Annotated in this window: 15 protein-coding genes; 1 reads left to right on the top strand and 14 read right to left on the bottom strand. The window is 41.7% G+C overall.

What is annotated here, in order from left to right; all coding sequences use genetic code 11:
* Positions 1-525: 525 nt before the first annotated feature.
* Positions 526-861 carry a L,D-transpeptidase gene (locus tag NST81_RS09775; RefSeq protein WP_048624455.1) on the top strand — a complete coding sequence of 112 codons (336 nt, stop codon included), beginning with the start codon at positions 526-528 and terminating at the stop codon, positions 859-861.
* A 379-nt stretch (positions 862-1,240) separates the two neighbouring features.
* On the opposite strand, the gene mutL is transcribed toward NST81_RS09775, so the two are convergent.
* The 14 genes from mutL to NST81_RS09845 form a co-directional block, all read right to left on the bottom strand.
* Positions 1,241-3,136, bottom strand: coding sequence for a DNA mismatch repair endonuclease MutL (mutL, locus tag NST81_RS09780; RefSeq protein ID WP_003352398.1), 1,896 nt, complete (start codon positions 3,134-3,136; stop codon positions 1,241-1,243).
* Positions 3,137-3,199: 63 nt separating this feature from the next.
* Positions 3,200-5,818 carry a DNA mismatch repair protein MutS gene (gene mutS / locus NST81_RS09785; protein ID WP_341029630.1) on the bottom strand — a complete coding sequence of 873 codons (2,619 nt, stop codon included), beginning with the start codon at positions 5,816-5,818 and terminating at the stop codon, positions 3,200-3,202.
* A 137-nt stretch (positions 5,819-5,955) separates the two neighbouring features.
* Entirely contained in the window at positions 5,956-6,492 is a 537-nt protein-coding gene (locus tag NST81_RS09790) for an outer spore coat protein CotE (protein WP_048623406.1), read from the bottom strand.
* A 395-nt stretch (positions 6,493-6,887) separates the two neighbouring features.
* Positions 6,888-7,319, bottom strand: coding sequence for a RicAFT regulatory complex protein RicA family protein (locus NST81_RS09795; protein WP_048623407.1), 432 nt, complete (start codon positions 7,317-7,319; stop codon positions 6,888-6,890).
* 1 nt (position 7,320) lies between these two features.
* A complete protein-coding gene (gene miaB / locus NST81_RS09800) occupies positions 7,321-8,865 on the bottom strand; it encodes a tRNA (N6-isopentenyl adenosine(37)-C2)-methylthiotransferase MiaB (RefSeq protein WP_003352402.1) in 1,545 nt (514 codons plus the stop codon).
* 198 nt (positions 8,866-9,063) lie between these two features.
* On the bottom strand, positions 9,064-9,930 hold the full coding sequence (locus tag NST81_RS09805; RefSeq protein WP_003352403.1) for a 2-oxoacid:ferredoxin oxidoreductase subunit beta: 867 nt from the start codon (positions 9,928-9,930) through the stop codon (positions 9,064-9,066).
* A 23-nt stretch (positions 9,931-9,953) separates the two neighbouring features.
* Positions 9,954-11,711, bottom strand: a complete 1,758-nt coding sequence (locus NST81_RS09810) for a 2-oxoacid:acceptor oxidoreductase subunit alpha (protein ID WP_341029637.1) — start codon at positions 11,709-11,711, stop codon at positions 9,954-9,956.
* A gap of 157 nt (positions 11,712-11,868) precedes the next feature.
* A complete protein-coding gene (locus tag NST81_RS09815) occupies positions 11,869-12,789 on the bottom strand; it encodes a dipeptidase (RefSeq protein ID WP_048623410.1) in 921 nt (306 codons plus the stop codon).
* Positions 12,790-13,030: 241 nt separating this feature from the next.
* The gene (spoVS, locus tag NST81_RS09820) at positions 13,031-13,291 is read right to left on the bottom strand and encodes a stage V sporulation protein SpoVS (protein WP_003352407.1); all 261 of its coding nucleotides are present in this window, start codon (positions 13,289-13,291) and stop codon (positions 13,031-13,033) included.
* A 182-nt stretch (positions 13,292-13,473) separates the two neighbouring features.
* On the bottom strand, positions 13,474-14,274 hold the full coding sequence (locus NST81_RS09825; protein WP_048623411.1) for a TIGR00282 family metallophosphoesterase: 801 nt from the start codon (positions 14,272-14,274) through the stop codon (positions 13,474-13,476).
* Positions 14,275-14,449: 175 nt separating this feature from the next.
* On the bottom strand, positions 14,450-16,009 hold the full coding sequence (rny, locus tag NST81_RS09830) for a ribonuclease Y (protein ID WP_341029644.1): 1,560 nt from the start codon (positions 16,007-16,009) through the stop codon (positions 14,450-14,452).
* A 207-nt stretch (positions 16,010-16,216) separates the two neighbouring features.
* Positions 16,217-16,423, bottom strand: a complete 207-nt coding sequence (locus NST81_RS09835; protein ID WP_341029646.1) for a hypothetical protein — start codon at positions 16,421-16,423, stop codon at positions 16,217-16,219.
* A gap of 515 nt (positions 16,424-16,938) precedes the next feature.
* Positions 16,939-17,994, bottom strand: coding sequence for a recombinase RecA (recA, locus tag NST81_RS09840; RefSeq protein WP_003352410.1), 1,056 nt, complete (start codon positions 17,992-17,994; stop codon positions 16,939-16,941).
* 425 nt (positions 17,995-18,419) lie between these two features.
* Entirely contained in the window at positions 18,420-19,727 is a 1,308-nt protein-coding gene (locus NST81_RS09845; RefSeq protein ID WP_048623414.1) for an O-acetylhomoserine aminocarboxypropyltransferase/cysteine synthase family protein, read from the bottom strand.
* Positions 19,728-19,747: the final 20 nt, after the last annotated feature.

Genomic DNA, 19,747 nt, shown 5'->3' on the forward strand with positions numbered 1-19,747 from the left:
GCAAAAATGACGACACATAACAAAATGTCTATTAAGATTTTTGCCTCCATGTTGTGATGCTTCATAACAAAATACCAGCTTGGCGAAAAACAAAAAAGGAAGTACGTTAGTAAATCATGAAAGAATAAAGAAATAAGTGTTATTAAAGCTCCGGCTAAAAAACTGGCAGCAAAAGAAATTCCCATTAATTTCATTTTCCTCATCAACCACCATTATTAGACTATAATTCCATTTTATAGGAATCCCGGAGATATTTAAACCTCTTTATTTGTTTTTCTCTCAAATTAAAACGGAAATATTTCCATCAGCCGATCCATTGTCTGTCTCCCCTATACGCTTGTAGGTGCCGAAATCATTTTGGTTGTATATCCTTAACGATATACGTTGCAATTGTTCACTTCCCAAATATTTACAATCCCCTTTGCCATGCTGGGCAAAGCGGGAGAAATCCAAGCAATTTTTTAAAGAGCCATGAACAAATGCCTAAGTCACTTCATACTATATTCAAAAACGGAGTGGATCTTTATGGTGAAATGGATCGACGTATCCTTATCTCAGCATAGATTAAAACTATTTGACGGAAACAGACTTATAAAAACTTACCCCATAGCAGTTGGAAAAATATTGACACAAACCCCTTATGGGACGTTTACAATTATCAATAAACAACGCCATCCCGGTGGACCATTCGGAGTGTTTTGGATGGGGTTGTCAAAGCCTCATTACGGCATACACGGAACCAATAACCCATCTTCCATCGGCAAGAATGTCTCACATGGATGTATTCGAATGTTTAATCATGATGTTCTAGAATTATCTTCTAAAGTGCCAGTTGGAACGAAGGTTGTGATTCATAAATGACTCTGTTCATTTCTCCCTCTTCGCCAAACATTCTTGTAAATAAGAAGCCAGTGGTTGATTGCTGTTCCATTCAAATCGATAACAAAGAGTATGACGTGATCATCTATGATATTGCAGCATACATAGCAAACTGAAAAAGTCAAAAAAATTTTGCTCTAAACCACATTTTCGTTCGGTACAACATCTTGGGTTAAAGGCATAAAAAAAGCATTTGTGAAGTGCTCCTACCATCATTGGTTGGTTCAGATCGCCATTAGACAGGAGTCTTCACAAACGCCTTCTCATATGATCAAAGTTGAATAAAAGAGGTATTCGATAGCCTAGAAAATGAGGGAAAATGGCGGATAAACACCACCAAATCGTGTTAATCATAATCCCGCTACATTACCCGTTTAAACATTTTTTCCAGTTCATATGCCGAAAAATGAATAATAACGGGTCGGCCATGAGGGCAAGTGAACGGGTCGGAAGCTTTCCGTAAATCGTCCAAAAGCGCCTGAATTTCATCTTGGCGCAAATGGTGATTCGCTTTAATGGATCGTTTGCAGCTCATCATAATCGCTGCTTCTTCCCTCAGTTTTTTAATATCAACCGTTTTCATCGTAATCAGTTGTTGAAGGATGTCTTCAATGATCTCTTGTTCTTCTCCTTTTGGAAACCATTGAGGATGAGCGCGTACGATAAAAGAGTGAATACCGAACGGCTCCAGAAAAACTCCCACTTTTTCCAATTCATCTTTATACTCTAAAATTTTCACATATTCGTCAGCCGAAAATTCCAATGTCAACGGCACTAACATTTCTTGCAGTTCGTTTTCCACTTGCCCCACTTTTTCACGGAAAAATTCATATTTGATCCGTTCTTGAGCAGCATGTTGGTCAATAATGTAAAGTCCTAGTTCGTTTTGGGCCAGTATATAAGTTCCATGCATTTGACCGATGGGATATAATGGCGGAATGCGGCTCTGACGTTGACTGCTCTCGGTCGTTTCCAATGAAGAGTCGTCAGCGGCCTCCACAACCGTTTCGGATTCTTGTACATCATATTCTCGCACAAAATCCGGAGAACTCTTTGGCTCCGACTGCTCTTGTTCCAACATGTCTTCAGGCAAATGACGTTCCTCTTCTTGATGTTTCTCATAAGTGTTGGTAAGCTCAGGCGGACGATGAATTGGAACGGCTGTATCGATAATGGGCTCCGTTTGTTTCGGCAGGTGGTCAAGTTCAAAACTTTGCTGGACAGTTTTTTCCTTTTTCCATTTAGGAGCAGCATTTTCCAACGGAATCAATCGCTTTGACCGAAACGCTTCTTGAATGGTTTTCATCATCAGCTCATTCAATTCTTGTTCCTTGCTTAAACGAACCTCCAATTTGGATGGATGCACATTGACATCTACCAGTAGAGGGTCCATTTGGATCATCACTAACGCAATGGGATATCTTCCAATCGGAAGCAACGTGTGATAGCCTTCCTGAATGGCTTTCACTAAAGGATAATTTTTGACATATCGGCCATTGATAATAGTCGAAATATAGTTGCGGGAGGCACGCGTTAACTCCGGAAGGGAGATCCATCCCTCGATTTCAAAATCGATGCTCCTGGCAGAAATCGGGATCATTTTTTTAGCCGTGTTTAGTCCATAGATAGCGGCGAGAACTTGCCGAGCATCCCCATTTCCGTTTGTTTCAAGCAAAACTCGGCCATTATGTCGCAGCTGAATGGAAACGTCTGGATGAGCAAGCGCCAGACGATTGACCGTATCGGTAATGTTTCCGAGTTCTGTATGAATCGTTTTCATATATTTCAGCCTTGCGGGTGTATTATAAAAAAGATTGGAAACGATCACTTCCGTCCCTTTACGAGCGGATGCTTTTTCCTTCCGAACGACCTTGCCTCCTTCTAAGACAGCTCTGGTAGCGGCCCCCTCCCCTGTTCCTGTCGTGATTTCTAAATAAGATACCGAAGCAATGCTTGGGAGCGCCTCGCCCCTAAACCCTAGCGTACGAATGCGAAATAAGTCGTTTTCATCCTTGATCTTGCTTGTGGCATGTCGTTCAAACGCTGTCAACACATCTTCTTCTTCGATTCCGTCCCCATTATCCACTACTCGAATGGATTGGAGACCAGCTTCCTCGACATCGATTTCGATCACCGTGCTATGGGCATCTATGGCATTTTCCACCAATTCTTTGACAACCGATGCAGGGCGTTCCACGACTTCTCCCGCCGCAATTTTATTGGACAACATGTCGTCGAGTTGAATAATTTTTCCCATAAAAGCCCTCTCCTTTCCTCGATCCTCTAAACGGACGGCTTAACGGAGATTCATTTCATCATATTATTGATTTAGTATTTTTTGCAATTCATATAACTTGTTTAATGCTTCTAACGGAGTCGTTTCTAATAAGTTGAGAGCTTTTAACGCTCGGGCTGCTTCTTTTTCCCGCGGGGTGACGGCTGCTTTCGGTTCTGTCTTTTGCTCCTCATCGAAGAAAGACAGCTGCTCCACTTCCTGTTTCACTGACGTCTTGGAATCTTTCTTTTCACTTTCATCGGTTTTTTCCTTATTAGAAGGAGAAGCACCTGTAGATTCGAGATCCGTCAAAATTTCCTTTGCTCTTTTAATCAACGTTTGAGGGAGATTCGCTAATTCCGCTACGTGAATACCGTAACTTTTATCTGCAGCTCCTTCTTTTACCTTATGAAGGAAAACTAATTTTCCGTTCTGCTCGACGGCACTTACATGAACATTTTTCAATTGATCCAGTTCTTTCTCCAAAACCGTTAATTCATGATAGTGGGTCGAGAATAAAGTCTTAGCCCCAATATGATCATGGATATATTCAATGATAGCCTGTGCCAAAGCCATTCCATCATATGTAGAGGTTCCTCTGCCGATTTCATCGAAAAGAATTAAAGAATTTTGCGTCGCATGAACGATGGCATTTCTTGCTTCCAGCATTTCCACCATAAACGTGCTTTGTCCTGAAATCAAATCATCACTTGCGCCAATTCTCGTGAACACTTGATCGAAAATAGGCAGAACCGCTTCTTCAGCCGGTACAAAACAACCAATTTGGGCTAAAATAGCCGTTAAGGCAATTTGTCTCATATACGTGCTTTTTCCTGACATGTTCGGTCCGGTGATGAGCAGCATTTCCCGACCTTTATCCATCAAACAATCATTGGCCACATACATTTGTGAATCCATGACTTTTTCTACAACCGGGTGGCGGCCCCCTTTAATCCGTAATGTTCGCCCATCGTTAAAACGCGGTTTTACGTAGTGTTGTTTTTCGCTGACAGTGGCAAAACATTGCAAACAATCCAGCTCGCTGACGGTTTTGGCCAAAGCCTGCAGTCTCGGAATAAATGTTTTAACATATTCCCGAATAGATAAAAAGATTTCGTATTCCAAATCTACGCTTTTTTCTTCCGCTTGTAAAATTAAAGCTTCCTTTTCTTTCAATTCCGGTGTGATAAAACGTTCTGCATTTGCCAACGTTTGTTTACGTTCATAGCGCCCCTCTTCCAGCAAATGTAGATTGGCTTTTGTCACTTCAATATAATATCCAAACACGCGGTTATAGCCGACTTTCAACGATTTAATTCCGGTTCGCTCTCTTTCTTCTTTTTCCAATTGAGCGATCCATTTTTTCCCGTTTTGACTAGCGTCTCGGTAGCGATCTAATTCCGCGTGGTAACCGTCCTTGATAATTCCGCCTTCTTTCACGGACAATGGCGGATTCTCGACAATCGCCCGTTCGAGCAGATCGGTTAATTCTTCACACGGGTCTAATTTGGACGCTATTGTTTGAATATCGTCATTGTCCATTTGACCTAATAGATCTTTCAAAGAAGGTATTTGCTGTAGTGATTTTTTCAGCTGGATTAAATCCCGGGCATTGACATTTCCAAACGCCACTCTGCCGGCGAGCCTTTCAAGATCGTAAACTTCTTTTAATCGCTCTCTTAGCTCTTGGCGTTCAAAATAACGATTCAGCAGCAACTCGACAAGAGCAAGCCGCTTTTCAATCTTGCTCTTTTGAATGAGCGGACGGTCAATCCACTGTTTTAATAGTCTCGCTCCCATGGCCGTCATGGTTTCATCCAAGAGCCATAGAAGAGAGCCTTTTTTCCCTTTCGATCGAATCGTTTCCGTCAACTCCAGGTTTCTTTTGGAAAAGTAATCTATTTTCATATAATTATGGACGTGATAGGTTTCGACTGTTTGCAAATGGTCCAAGCTTCTTTTTTGCGTGCGATACAAATAATTAAAAAGTCTGGCAGAAGTCGAACGTAGCCGTGAATCCTCAAGCCTTTCCAAAAGATGTTGATATTCCGGTTTGACTTCCTGATCTTCTTCATAAGAAATCGTCAACGACAACCGCTCTTTTATTGTTTTTTGCAAGCTGTTATCAAAAGAAGGGTCGATAACAATTTCTTTTGTTCCAAGCGTGGACAGTTCATTTACCACATCTTCAAAAGCTGTCAGCAGTGTTACACGATTTTCTCCTGTGGATAAATCCGTATAGGCTAGTCCGAACGTCTCATCTTCCATTCCGGAAACCGATGCAATATAATTATTTTCTCTTTCCAGCAGTCCTTTCCCTTCCATCATCGTTCCGGGAGTAATCAGCTGGATCACTTCGCGTTTAACTACCCCTTTTGCTTGTTTGGGATCTTCTGTTTGTTCACATATCGCAACTTTATGGCCTTTTTCAATCAGCTGTTGTATGTAGCTATCGGCAGAGTGATAAGGGACGCCGCACATCGGAATCCTTTCATCGCCACCGCCGTCCCTGCTGGTCAAAGTAATTTCCAATTCTTTCGAAGCCTTAATCGCGTCATCAAAAAACATTTCATAAAAATCGCCTAACCGAAAAAATAAAAAGGCATCTTGATATTCAGCCTTAATTTTTAAATATTGTTGAATCATTGGAGTATATTGCGGCATTTGTTTCTCCAATCCTTTCCCGAAGCCTATTTCTAACAAAGTATAATTATATCATAAAAGAATCATATAATAAAAAACAGCCTGATTCCTTCCATGGAATAGGCTGCTGATTCTTCGAAAATTGGCATTCAGATTTCTTATTCTTCTTCATCGTCGACGATGAAATCGGGATCGAGTTCTTCAAAGTCTTCATCGGATAGCTCGGAATCCCAATCATCTTCTTCAACGCCATCTGGATCGATCATGACGGAGACTTTAGTCTCGCCGATGACTTCTGCTAAAAACTCTCGTTCAATATGAACAACCATTTTATTGCCATTCGAAGAAATGACAGCTTCATTACAATTCGGCTGTTGTAGCACACGTGCCACTACTTCTTTATCATCACAATCGGGGTCGCGATACTTTAATTTCACAACATCCACATACTCCACTTTTTCTGTAATAACGGAAGTTTTTGTGTTGTCATGATGAGAGTACCATAGGTTTATATCATAAGTCCCTCTAATTTCGACCGTCTTGCCGCTCTTCCTTGCTTTATATTCGTGATTAATAATCCAGCAGCCTAGAATACTTGAAGGATGATGCGGCGGAGTGATCGTATGATGGGACTGGGTAAATTTGCGCCCCTTAGCTACAACTGCCTTTGTTATAATTTCTCTAAATTCTGGCATTTGAGCGAACCCTCCTCATGTAATTTCACTTTATCCTATGCGGAGGGATAAACGGGTGTGCTAAAGCCTCGTGTTTTTTTCCAACAGTGCGGATTCCATGTGAAATAGAATGTTATTCTCCTTCTAATAGAGTAAGAAAGAATCTATTTTTCATTTTTTCCTTCTCCATTCCGTTCAAATGATCTTGAATGTAAATACAAAAAAAGTTTTCACTATAGTCAGTAATAATGACCCAAGGCACTCTTTTTTTTCATATAAAGATTTATAACGGGTATTGATGATGATCGCGAAATTCACTCGCTCCCGAAATAGAGGAAAAAACCCGACGAGAAAAATGATTTGATCGTCGGGTTTTCTTGCTTAAAAGGGGCTCCTTGGTCAATCTCTTTCGGAGATTAATGATGGTTCCCCGATAGCTTGTTTCTAACTTGAGCTCCGGTTTCTCCTGTCAGTAGGTTTCCGCCTGTAGAAGTAATCACTTCATCTGTCACGGTATTGGATATCGTGTTGGCTACGATCTGCAACAAATCGTTTACATCCACTTGGGATTCTTTAAACTGTTGAACAACGGGAATATCGTCCAATTCTCTCTCAAGCTGTTCGATTTTTTCTTCCGTTTTTTTCAGCGCTTCTGTTTTTCCATAATGTTGAAAATTGACAGCCTGTTTTTGCAAACTTTTAATGTTTGCTATTAATTGTCGAACTTTTTCATTTTCATGAATTTTTGCTTCCGCTTTTTTGAAAAAATCGACTTCTTCCGATTCCGCAATCATTTTCGCCAACTCTTTGGCGCGTTCGACAATGTCGTCTTTTGAGTATTTGGCCACCCTATTTCACCTCGACAGCTTCTCGTTCTACCACCATTTCTCCATTTAATGTCCATGTTTTGGCTTCCGTGATTTTTACTTTGACAATTTGGCCAATGGCGGATTTTGGTCCTTTGAAATTGACCAATTTATTTCTCCGAGTATAACCGGCCAAAACGTCAGGGTTGTTTTTGCTTTCCCCTTCCACCAACACTTCTACAATTTTTCCTTCATATTTTTTCATCGCTTTGGCGGAAAGTTCATTCACAAGTTCATTTAATCGCTGCAAGCGTTCTTTCTTTACTTCCATCGGGACATTGTCTTTCATCTTAGCTGCCGGGGTTCCTTCCCGAGGTGAGTAAATAAAAGTGTAAGCAGACTCAAATCCTACTTCTCGGACAAGGGACAACGTTTCTTCAAACTGCTCTTCTGTTTCGTTCGGAAAACCGACAATAATATCTGTTGTCAACGCCACATCCGGGATCGCTTTTTTGATTTTGCGGACAAGTTCCAAATATTGTTCACGGGTATATTTTCTAGCCATTATCTTTAAGATTTCGCTGGATCCGGATTGAACTGGCAAATGGATATGTTCCATTAAGTTTCCTTTTTTCGCGAGCACTTCAATTAAATGGTCGTCAAAGTCGCGCGGATGGCTAGTGGTAAAGCGAATTCGTGGAATATCAATTTTGCGCAAATCATCCATTAAATCGCCAAGTCCATATTCCATATCGGTAAAATCTTTTCCGTAGGCATTTACATTTTGACCGAGCAACGTAATTTCTTTGTATCCTTGTGCCGCCAGTTGGCGTACTTCTTGAATGATATCTTCCGGACGACGGCTGCGTTCTTTTCCGCGCGTATAAGGAACAATACAATAAGTACAGAATTTATCGCATCCGTACATAATGTTTACCCATGCTTTAATTTTTCCTTGACGAACTTTCGGAAGATTTTCAACGACATCTCCTTCTTTCGACCACACTTCAACAACCATTTCTTTTGCCATATAGGCTTCATTCAAAATATGAGGGAGACGGTGAATATTATGAGTTCCAAATACCATATCCACATACTGGTATTGCTTAAGCAATTTATTGACTACCGATTCTTCCTGGGACATGCAGCCGCATACTCCCAATAGCAGGTCAGGCTTTTCCATTTTCAACGGTTTTAAATGGCCAATTTCTCCAAATACTTTGTTTTCCGCATTTTCGCGGATGGCGCAAGTATTTAAAAGAATCACATTGGCATCTTCCGGCTGATCTGTCGGTTCATAGCCCAATTGCATTAAAATACCTGCCATTACTTCCGTATCATGCTCGTTCATTTGGCAGCCGTAAGTACGAATATAGAATTTCCGGCCTTTTCCCATTCCTAAAAATTCTTCCGGTATGCTGAAATCTTCGTGGTATTTGACTGCTTCTTTTCCTCGGCGTTTGGCATCTTTCATGGAAGGCGGCATAAAGACCCGCTGAAAATATTTGCTGTAATCCTTTTCGGATTTTTTGTCCGAAGGATCAACCGTTTTCACTTGTTGACTTTGCAAACGTTGTTCTTCGTTCATGAAAATCCTCCATTCAGTTTTTAAGTTCCCTATTTTTTCATTATATAGGCTCTTTGTCATGCAGTTCAACTAAATCTACACATTCTCTTAGTATAAGGGGTTTTAGCCAATTAAACAATAGTAAATGCCTACAGAGACAGAAGACACAAAAACAGCACTCCTCCCTTTTAGGAAGAAGTGCTGTTTTGTCTCATTCTCTTACATAAATTCTTCTACCAACTCATTGAAAAGTTCATCTGATAAACGCAGATCTTGTTGAATTAAAGGTTGTTCTGCGTATCCATGAATTTGTTCTTGATAAGAAGGCTGTTCAGTATTTTGATAAATCAATCCCGTCACTAACCCGTTATGCTCCATTAACGTATTCATAGCCAAGGTGCGATTGGATGGATCATAATTTTCCACATCGCTTAATTTGAATAAATTTTCCTTAAACCAATCATACGTATTGATTTTATTGTACGTCACGCATGGGCTAAAGACGTTGATAAAGGCGAAACCTTTATGCTTTATGCCCGCTTCGATTAAAGCAGTCAATTCCTTAATATCGGAAGAAAATCCTTGAGCCACAAATGTCGCGCCTGATGTTAACGCGAGTTCCATCGGAGATAAAGCTGGTTCAATCGATCCATCCGGTGTTGATTTTGTGACAAAGCCGGCTGATGAACGCGGAGATGTCTGTCCTTTCGTCAAACCGTAAATTTGGTTGTCCATCACGATATACGTTATGTCAATGTTGCGGCGAATCGCGTGGATCGTATGAGCCAATCCAATCGCAAACCCGTCGCCGTCACCACCCGCAGCAATAACCGTTAGGTCTTTATTCGCCATTTTCACGCCTTGTGCAATTGGCAACGCCCTACCGTGAGTACCGTGTAGTCCGTAAGAATGAATATAACCGGATATCCGTCCAGAACAACCAATACCTGAAATCACTGCCAGCTGATCAGGCTCCAATCCAACATTCGCAGCTGCACGCTGAATAGCGGCTTGAACTGAGAAGTCTCCGCATCCCGGGCACCAGTTAGGTTTCACATCATTTCGAAAATCTTTAAATGTGGCCATTTCACACAACTCCCTTGTACTGTTTAAATTTCCTGTGGTTGAAATAATTGTTTGCACTCTGTATAAACTTCGCTTGGTAAGAACGGATTTCCATCGTACTTTAAGACATTGACAATCTTTTCCCCGTAGCCCACATTCATTTTAATGATTTTTGCCAACTGGCCTGTAGCGTTGTGCTCTACGACCGCTACTTTTTTCGCTGACTTGATCAACGGCAATAGTTCTTCGCTTGGGAACGGATGAATAAGTCTTATATGAGCATGATTCACTTTCAATCCTTCTTTTTCTAAGCGTCCTATTGCTTCTTCAATGGCTCCGCGTGTCGAGTTGAAGCCAATTAGCAATAAATCCGATTCTTCATGAGGGCAATTTTTGTAAACAGGCGTATTAAAATGGACATGCTGGATTTTCCGCATGCGTTTATCCATTTGCTGTTTACGATTCAATGGCTTTTCTGAAGGCTTCCCTGTTTCGTCATGTTCCACTCCCGTTACATGGTGGATGCCGTTTTTCATTCCTGGTATCACTCTTGGTGAAATGCCATCTTCCGTTACTTCATAGCGTTTAAAATACCCTTTTTGAGGAAGTTCCGGCAACTCTTCTTGCAGAGGAATCAATTTTCCGCGGCGAATTTCCACTTTTGAATAATCGAGCGGTTCTACTGTTTGTTTTCCTAACGACAATTGCAGATCAGAAAGCACAATAACAGGACATTGATATTCTTCCGCAAGGTTGAAAGCTTCAGCCGTGTCATAGAACGCTTCTTCCACCGTGCTAGGAGCGATGACGATTTTAGGTATTTCACCGTGGTTTCCATACAGCATCGCCAATAGATCCGATTGTTCTTGTTTCGTCGGCAAGCCTGTGGAAGGACCTCCACGCTGAGTATCAATGATCACGATCGGCGTTTCTGTCATGCCCGCTAACCCGATCGATTCCATCATTAATGAAAGACCGGGCCCCGCCGAAGCAGTCAATGCTCGGATTCCGCCGTAGCCGGCCCCTATGGCCATTGTGGCTGCAGCAATTTCGTCCTCCGTTTGGATCACGGTTCCACCAACAAGCGGCAATTTTTTAATTAAATACTCCATAATTTCAGATGCAGGAGTGATAGGGTAAGCCGCCATAAATCGTGCTCCCCCCGCAAGCGCTCCGAGCGCAATTGCATCGTTTCCAATCATAAACATCCGTTTTTTTCCATCAGCCGGGGCAAGTTCAAGATGGCTGATCTGCCCTTCTGTCTCAGACAGCATAAATTGATACCCTTGCCGTATGGCTTCCATGTTTTTCTGTACGACGGCTTCTCCCTTTTTGCCGAAAATTTCTTTCACTACTTCGTGAAATACTTCAACGTCAATATTTAAAATAGCACAAGTCGCTCCAACCGCCACCATGTTTTTCATAAGAGAAGTTCCAAGATTTGTTGCCAATTCCGTAAACGGAACAGAATAAAGAACCGCTTTTGTATCTTCCGGTTTCTTCGGTTCAAACTTAGAATCGGCGATGATCACGCCATGATCGTTCAGTTCTTTATAGTTAACATCGATTGTTTCTTGGTCAAAAGCCACTAAAATATCCAAATCATCGGCGACAGAATTGACTTTTGTCGAACTAACCCGTATTTTATTATTCGTGTGTCCACCTTTGATTCGTGAAGAAAAGTGGCGATATCCATAGAGATAATAACCTAGCCGATTTAAAGCAATGGAGAAAATTTCTCCAGTACTCTCAATTCCTTCACCTTGCTGCCCTCCAACTTTCCATGAAAGCTGCTCTATCATAAAATTACACCCCTTTATACGTTCACAATAAATTGCATTTACTTCTTACTAGTTTATCATTTTTTCAGTTCATTTCCTATTAATCCTGTTTCGAATAGAAAAAAATTAAAAGAAACCCTCCTTTTTCTGAACTACTCTCTTCTTTCATCAACACTCGTCACTGGGGAAAACGGCTGACAAAATTGTCAAACAAAAAATTTTTCACTTGTCGTGCAGAATAGTATTTTAACAGAGACTCTATAAGAATTTCGTAGTCTTTGTACCGAGACAAACGAGGAATCGTTTTTTCTGTTCCGTCAAAATCCGAGCCAAACCCTAAATGATGTTCCCCACCTAATGAACAGATATGATCAATGTGGCGAATGACATCGGAAATTTGAGTTTGACCGTTTTCCTTTACAAATTCCGGGACAAATGTGATGCCAATCACTCCGTTTTTTTGGATTAAAGCTTTGATTTGATCATCTTTTAAATTTCGAGGATGCTTGCAAATTCGGTAACAATTGGAATGGGACGCGATTGGATACTCAGCCAACTCGATCGTATCCCAAAATGCTTTTTCAGAAAGATGGGAAACATCTGTCCATATTTTTAGTTTATTTAATTCTTTGATCATCGACTGACCAAAATATGTTAAACCTCCCCCGCGCTTTTCCAAAGCGCCATCGGCTGCCGCATTCGCATAATTCCATGTTAGACCAACAGACCGTAATCCTAATCGATAAAGCGCGCGCAACTTCACCAAATTTTCTTCAATTGATTCGCATCCTTCCAGCGTTAAAACAGCTCCCATCTCGTTTTCTTTCAAATTGTCAATATCATGTTTAGACCGTACCAGCTTTATATGAGGATTAGGCTTCAGAATTTTTTCATAAAATAAATCCACCATTTCGAGTGCTGTATCAAAACGATTATGCGACTTCACCCTGGGAGACAAAAAAATCGCAAAACATTGAATTTTGGCGCCCGTATCTACAAGCTGTTGATAGGTTATATGCAGATCGTCCCCATTTTGAAAATCTTTTGTTCCGTCATTCTGAAGTTGATACAATACATCACAATGAGCATCAAAAATCATTTTGAAAACCACCTTTTCGTAATGTCACAAACATAAAAAACCCCTTCAACGAACGGAACTATGTAGATGAGGATGATTTATTTCATTGTAAAATGATCGGGATAATATGTCAAAAAGATTTTTATTTTTGTAACATTCCGTTTCCAATGAATCTTTTAGAAACTTTCGGAGCCGCCTACTGGGTTTGCCTTTAAAAAAGAAATAGCTGTTTTTCGATTTCTTCGAAAAACAGCTTGTAAGATTACCGTGGTTCGACTATTAACTTTATCGCCGTTCTTTCTTCTCCCTCAATTTGAATATCCGTAAACGCAGGGATGCAAATTAGATCAACACCGCTTGGGGCGACAAACCCGCGCGCAATGGCAACCGCTTTCACCGCTTGATTCAGAGCACCGGCCCCAATTGCTTGTATTTCTGCCGCGCCCCTCTCACGAAGAACACCGGCAAGTGCTCCAGCTACAGAATTCGGATTAGATTTTGCTGAAACTTTTAATATTTCCATTTCTTGTTCCCCCTTGTCATTTCCCAATACCGAATGTCCATTCGAGTGAACATGTTTGGTATAAATGATTCCACTGCTACTATATTCTGAAATTTCACTGAATATTCCGGCTTGGTCGCAAAAAAGGGGGAACGAACCTAGCGATTTGCATAGTCTAGCTGCTCATAGAATGAACATAAACCTTATTCGGATAAAAAAGGAGAGTCCTCATTCACGAGAATACGGTCAATTTTTTTCGCCAGCCCTGTTTTATCATGAATATCAATGATACAAGCGCTTAAAAGTTTGCGGCCGTTCTTAGGGACGTCAAAACGAACAGGAAGGCCGGTGAGAAATTTTTTGACAACAGCATCTCGATCCATTCCTAATATCGCATCGTAAGGGCCTGTCATGCCAACATCCGTTAAATAAGCGGTTCCATTTGGCAAAATACGGTTGTCTGCTGTTTGAATATGAGTATGAGTCCCAATGACTGCTGAAACTTTCCCATCGAGATACCAGCCCATCGCTTGCTTTTCACTCGTCGCTTCTGCATGAAAATCAACAAAGACGATCGGAGTCCGTTCTCTAGCTTTCTTAATAAGGGAATTCGCTGCCTGAAACGGGTCATCCAAAGCAGGCATAAACGTTCGGCCTTGAAGACTGATCACAGCCACTTCAAAACCATTGGCTTTTACAAATATCATTCCTTTTCCTGGTGTTCCGTTCGGAAAGTTGGCGGGACGGACCAATTGTTTAGCATCATCGATAAATTGAAAAATCTCTTTGTTATCCCAAGTATGGTTTCCAAGGGTGATCGCATGGGCCCCGAGGTTTAAAAAACCTCTGTATATTTTTTCGGTAATCCCCCTGCCGCCTGCTGCGTTTTCTCCGTTGATAATGATGACATCAGGACGGTATTTATCTTTTAATTTCGGCAGATATTCTGAAACCATATCTCTTCCTGGTGATCCGACGACGTCGCCGATAAAAAGTAGCTTCATATGTATTTCCTTTCTATTTTGTAATTTTGCTCAATGAAGAAAGATATAGCAGTTCTTAGGATAATGGCATCATTTAATCGTTGGCATTAGCTTTATTCAATGAAACACTTTGAATGAAGCCTTTTTGGCAAGGACTGTTACTCTAAATAAAGCGGTGTGAAATCTCACACCGCTTTTACTTCGCATATTCTACAGCCCTTGTTTCACGAATGACTGTGATTTTAATATGACCAGGATAATCTAACTCTTCCTCAATCTGTTTGCGAATGTCTCTTGCCAGCCGATGCGCTTCTAAGTCATCGACTTGTTCAGGTTTCACCATGATTCGTATTTCGCGCCCCGCTTGAATGGCATATGATTTTTCCACGCCTTCGTGAGATTCGGAAATCTCTTCTAATTTTTCGAGACGACGGATATAGTTTTCAAGCGTCTCGCTTCGAGCTCCTGGTCTGGCCGCGGATAACGCATCAGCCGCCGCCACCAATACGGAAATCACAGATGTTGGTTCCGTATCTCCGTGGTGGGAAGCAATGCTGTTGATCACTACTGGATGTTCTTTGTACTTGGTTGCAAGTTCTACTCCAATCTCAACATGGCTTCCTTCTACCTCATGGTCCACCGCTTTTCCGATATCATGAAGAAGTCCTGCACGGCGGGCTAAAGTTTCATCTTCACCCAATTCCGCTGCCAACAGGCCGGCAAGATAGGCCACCTCTTTGGAATGATTCAGAACGTTTTGGCCGTAGCTCGTCCGGAATTTTAAACGTCCCAAAATTTTAATTAAATCAGGGTGAAGTCCGTGAACCCCCACTTCAAAAGTCGTTTGTTCGCCAACTTCGCGAATATATTCGTCCACTTCTCGTCTTGATTTTTCCACCATCTCTTCGATTCTTGCCGGATGGATTCTTCCATCCTGCACCAGCTTTTCAAGAGCGATTCGCGCAGTTTCACGGCGAATGGGGTCAAAACCAGACAAGATTACCGCTTCCGGTGTATCATCAATGATGAGGTCTATCCCCGTTAGTGTTTCGAGTGTCCGGATATTACGTCCTTCCCGTCCAATAATGCGTCCTTTCATTTCATCGTTTGGAAGGTTGACAACAGAAACGGTTGTTTCAGCCACATGCTCAGCGGCACACCGTTGAATGGCCAGCGACAGAATTTCTTTCGCCTTTTTGTCAGCCTCTTCTTTCACGCGAATTTCATGCTCTTTTATCATAAGAGCCGTCTCGTGGGACAATTCATTTTCAACGCGTTCCAAAATAATAGAACGGGCTTCTTCGCGAGTGAGACCCGAGATACGCTCCAGTTCGGCTTTCTGCGTTCGCACCATCTCGTCCACTTTGCTTTCCATCTCTTCAATATGTTGTTGTCTTTCAGCTAGAGAATCTTCCTTCTTTTCCAGCATCGACTCCCGATTATCCAAGAGTTCATCTTTGCGGTCAAGGTTCTCTTCTTTTTGCAATAAACGATTTTCTTGTTTCTGCAATTCGTTTCTTCGTTCACGAATTTCTCGTTCCGCTTCTGTACGAAGCTTATGAATTTCATCCTTTGCTTCCAGCAGGGATTCTTTTTTCACCGATTCCGCCTCGCGCTTTGCGTCTTCAATGATTTGATCCGCAACACTCTTTGCCCCTGCGATTTTATGCTCAGCAATGGATTTTCGAACAAAATAGCCAACAACTACACCGACGATTAGGCCAAGCAAAATGGAGATGATTATAATGGATGTCATTGTTTCACCTCCTCTTGCTATGAACTTGTATCATGCTTCTAACATGTCGGCTTGTACATTGTTTCCCTATCAATATACAGCGCGCTAGGCTTGCCAATTTTAGTGTGAAAAAATGTAAAATATACATATTAATTTTAAGGCTGGAAAAAATCATTGTCAAGCATTTGTCAAATACAGCGTTGGTTATAAACGAGAAAGGAACGGCCCTTAGGATGAAAATTCAAGAAACTTTGTATTAAATCGCATCCGATCGAGCAAAACCGTCCAAAGTGACAAGAAACGGATGTAATCCGCAACATACATTAAGCGAGCTCGTTTGCCAAACAAGCCTCTAATAAAATACCCAAGAATAAAACCATTTCGTGAATCGCTCGCTGTCTTGCGGTATGGCAACCCAAGCCAACCTAGCGTCACGGCCAAATACCTTCCAATCACCCATAAAAAAATACCCATCCAAAACTTGTAAATTTCAAACTACCCGTTTTAAAAATGGATCAGCTAAAATAGGTCATGTCGCCAACTCCGCTGCTAAAAATGAGAATCCAATTAGATTAAAGGCCAAGAAATCAAGAGTGGTGTCCTTATAACAGAATCGATTCCGAACAAAAACTTGTCTTAGAAGTTTGTCCAAATAGCCACATCGACTGTGCCTGTCAGCATGATAATGTGGTCCCACACACAGGTTAGACTTTCAAAACTCCCGCAATGTTTTTTCCTCATTGAACGGATTCACTAAAGATGGGTGCCAGACAGTTGCGACAACTGAGCAAAACCAGCTCCATCAGAACAGCTCCACCTGAAAGTTTCCACTTTTTTGTCTTTCTGCAATAGTCCCTGCTCTTTTCAAATACAGAGTCAGTACCACCATAACCAGATGGAAGAAGGATTATTCTCTCCTATTGAAAAAAGCAAAGCGAACGCTTTGCTTTTTATGCCTCATCATCGAGCAAGCTGAAATTTTCTTGTTCCTCCTCGTGGTTTTCCGGCTCAGCAGGAGGGGTATCCAAACCGTAATGTTCCCGAATTTTATACATGATTTCATCGCGGATCTCTGGATTTTCTTTTAAAAACTGTTTGGCATTTTCACGTCCTTGCCCCAGTCTTTCTTCATTGTAGGAATACCACGAACCGCTTTTTTGGATAATGTCGAGCTCGGAGCCGAGGTCGATAATTTCCCCTTCTTTCGATATTCCTTCACCGTACATAATATCCACATCTGCGGTGCGGAAAGGCGGTGCCACTTTATTCTTCACTACTTTAATTCTCGTTTTATTGCCGACCATTTCATTTCCTTGTTTCAGCGTCTCTGCACGGCGGACTTCCAAACGAATCGATGAATAGAATTTCAGCGCCCGTCCGCCTGGCGTCGTTTCAGGATTTCCAAACATAACGCCTACTTTTTCGCGGATTTGGTTGATAAAAATGGCAATCGTTTTGGACTTGTTAATGGCTCCGGACAGTTTGCGAAGCGCCTGGGACATCAATCTCGCTTGCAAACCGACGTGGGAATCACCCATTTCTCCTTCAATCTCCGCTTTCGGAACAAGAGCTGCCACTGAGTCGATCACGATAATATCAACGGCTCCACTACGAACCAATGCTTCAGCGATTTCCAGCGCTTGTTCACCGGTATCCGGCTGTGAAAGCAAAAGTTCATCAATATCGACACCCAGTTTCTGCGCATAAACGGGATCCAGCGCGTGCTCAGCGTCGATAAAAGCCGCTTGGCCACCTTGTGCTTGCACTTCAGCAATTGCATGCAAAGCTACCGTCGTTTTCCCTGAACTTTCAGGCCCATAAATTTCGATGATCCGACCTCGCGGATATCCACCTACCCCCAGCGCCGCATCCAAAGCAAGAGAACCGCTTGGAACAGTAGATACTTTTCGATCTGTTTGTTCGCCCAATTTCATAATGGATCCTTTACCAAATTGCTTTTCTATTTGCTTTAACGCCATTTCTAACGCCGCTTGACGATCATTCACTCGCTATTTCCTCCTCAAATATCAATCTATTAAAAGCATATGTTTTTCCTCATTGATTTTGGATTTTATTCAACAGTATCTTCCGGAGCTGTTTTTTTTGTTAAAGCCTACTAATAATATAAATGTTTCTGAAACGATTTACAAGCAAAAATCGAACATTTATTCGTCATTATTATTTTTCAAAATACCATGTTCAGCTGATCCTAATTTTTCCAGCTATTGCTGAAATTCACACGCTCTTGTTCATAAATTGGATTGAAAGTAAAAAAAAGAGGGGGGAAATGTCCAAGAGAGGGATTAATGGTGGATGGTCACACGAAGAGAAATTGTCTGAATCATTTTCTACTGAATATTTTAAAACAAAGCAGAATGAAAAGCAAACAAAAGAAGAAAAAGAGAGCAATACGCCCCCCTTTTCAAATTGTTTATATTTCCAGCTTTTCAGCCGAAATGCCGGTTGCTTTTTCGATAGCTTGATTGAGATCGGCAATTAAATCTTTCGGAGATTCCAGCCCAACAGAAAGACGAATCATTTCTTCACTGACACCTGCTAATTTCAACTCATCAGCTGATAGCTGTTGATGTGTAGTGGAAGCCGGATGGATAATTAACGATTTGGCATCGCCCACATTGGCGAGATGCGACCAAAGTTGAATGTGATCAATGAGCTTTTTCCCGCTTTCTCGACCGCCTTTAATGCCAAATACCACAATAGAGCCGAAGAAATTATTTAAGTATTTTTTGGCCAATTCATGGGAAGGATGATCGCTTAAGCTAGGATGAGACACCCACTCCACTGCTGGATGCTTCAGCAAATAGTCAACAATGACTTTCGTGTTATCGTGATGTCTGGGCAAACGAAGATGCAACGTTTCTAATCCTTGCAATAGCAAAAACGCACTATGCGGGCTTAAAGATGCCCCAAAATCACGCAATAGCTGTGCGCGGAGTTTTGTTGCAAACGCAGTTCCTCCTAAATCAGCATAACGCAAACCGTGATAAGTTGGGTCCGGTTCGATAAAATCAGGGAATTTTTCATTATTCCAATCAAAGTGGCCGCCGTCTACAGCAACTCCGCCAATAACCGTTCCATGACCGCCAATCCATTTTGTTGCCGAGTGAACGACAACATCGGCTCCCCATTTGATTGGATTGGAACCATATGGTGACGCAAACGTATTGTCTACAATCAACGGAATCCCATTTTCATGGGCAATGGCCGCAACTTTTTCAACATCCAACACATTTAGACTTGGATTTCCGATGATTTCTCCGAAAAGAGCTTTTGTTCGTGGAGTGATCGCTTTTCGAAAATTTTCAGGATCTTGAGCATCGACAAATTTTACATGAATCCCATATTTAGGAAAAGTAGCAGAAAACAAATTATAAGTACCGCCGTACAATTCAGACGCTGCGACAATTTCATCTCCTGCACTCGCAACATTTAAAACGGAGAGCGCGATAGCTGCCATGCCTGAAGAAAATGCTACTGCGGCAGTACCTCCTTCAAGCGCCGCCACTCTTTTTTCAAATACATCAACAGTTGGATTGGTAATCCGGGTATAAATATTCCCTTCTTTTTTTAGTCCAAATACAGCGCTCGCGTGTTCCGTATCCGGAAACACATAAGAAGTAGTTTCATAGATCGGTACTGCACGGGCTCCTGTCGCAGGATCAGGTATTTGCCCTGCATGCAATAATTTTGTGTCTTTTTCCCATTGCTCGTTTGCCATAATAAAACCTCCCGAAAAAT

The organism is Bacillus sp. FSL W8-0223 (genome assembly GCF_038006805.1).
Taxonomy (GTDB): domain Bacteria; phylum Bacillota; class Bacilli; order Bacillales; family DSM-4216; genus Bacillus_O; species Bacillus_O smithii.

Bases quoted from the DNA above. Each gene is read 5' to 3' on its own strand.
- NST81_RS09775 (WP_048624455.1), top strand. From the start codon at position 526: ATGGTGAAATGGATCGACGTATCCTTATCTCAGCATAGATTAAAACTA.
- mutL (WP_003352398.1), bottom strand. From the start codon at position 3,136: ATGGGAAAAATTATTCAACTCGACGACATGTTGTCCAATAAAATTGCG.
- mutS (WP_341029630.1), bottom strand. From the start codon at position 5,818: ATGCCGCAATATACTCCAATGATTCAACAATATTTAAAAATTAAGGCT.
- NST81_RS09790 (WP_048623406.1), bottom strand. From the start codon at position 6,492: ATGCCAGAATTTAGAGAAATTATAACAAAGGCAGTTGTAGCTAAGGGG.
- miaB (WP_003352402.1), bottom strand. From the start codon at position 8,865: ATGAACGAAGAACAACGTTTGCAAAGTCAACAAGTGAAAACGGTTGAT.
- NST81_RS09805 (WP_003352403.1), bottom strand. From the start codon at position 9,930: ATGGCCACATTTAAAGATTTTCGAAATGATGTGAAACCTAACTGGTGC.
- NST81_RS09810 (WP_341029637.1), bottom strand. From the start codon at position 11,711: ATGATAGAGCAGCTTTCATGGAAAGTTGGAGGGCAGCAAGGTGAAGGA.
- NST81_RS09815 (WP_048623410.1), bottom strand. From the start codon at position 12,789: ATGATTTTTGATGCTCATTGTGATGTATTGTATCAACTTCAGAATGAC.
- spoVS (WP_003352407.1), bottom strand. From the start codon at position 13,291: ATGGAAATATTAAAAGTTTCAGCAAAATCTAATCCGAATTCTGTAGCT.
- NST81_RS09825 (WP_048623411.1), bottom strand. From the start codon at position 14,274: ATGAAGCTACTTTTTATCGGCGACGTCGTCGGATCACCAGGAAGAGAT.
- rny (WP_341029644.1), bottom strand. From the start codon at position 16,009: ATGACATCCATTATAATCATCTCCATTTTGCTTGGCCTAATCGTCGGT.
- NST81_RS09845 (WP_048623414.1), bottom strand. From the start codon at position 19,727: ATGGCAAACGAGCAATGGGAAAAAGACACAAAATTATTGCATGCAGGG.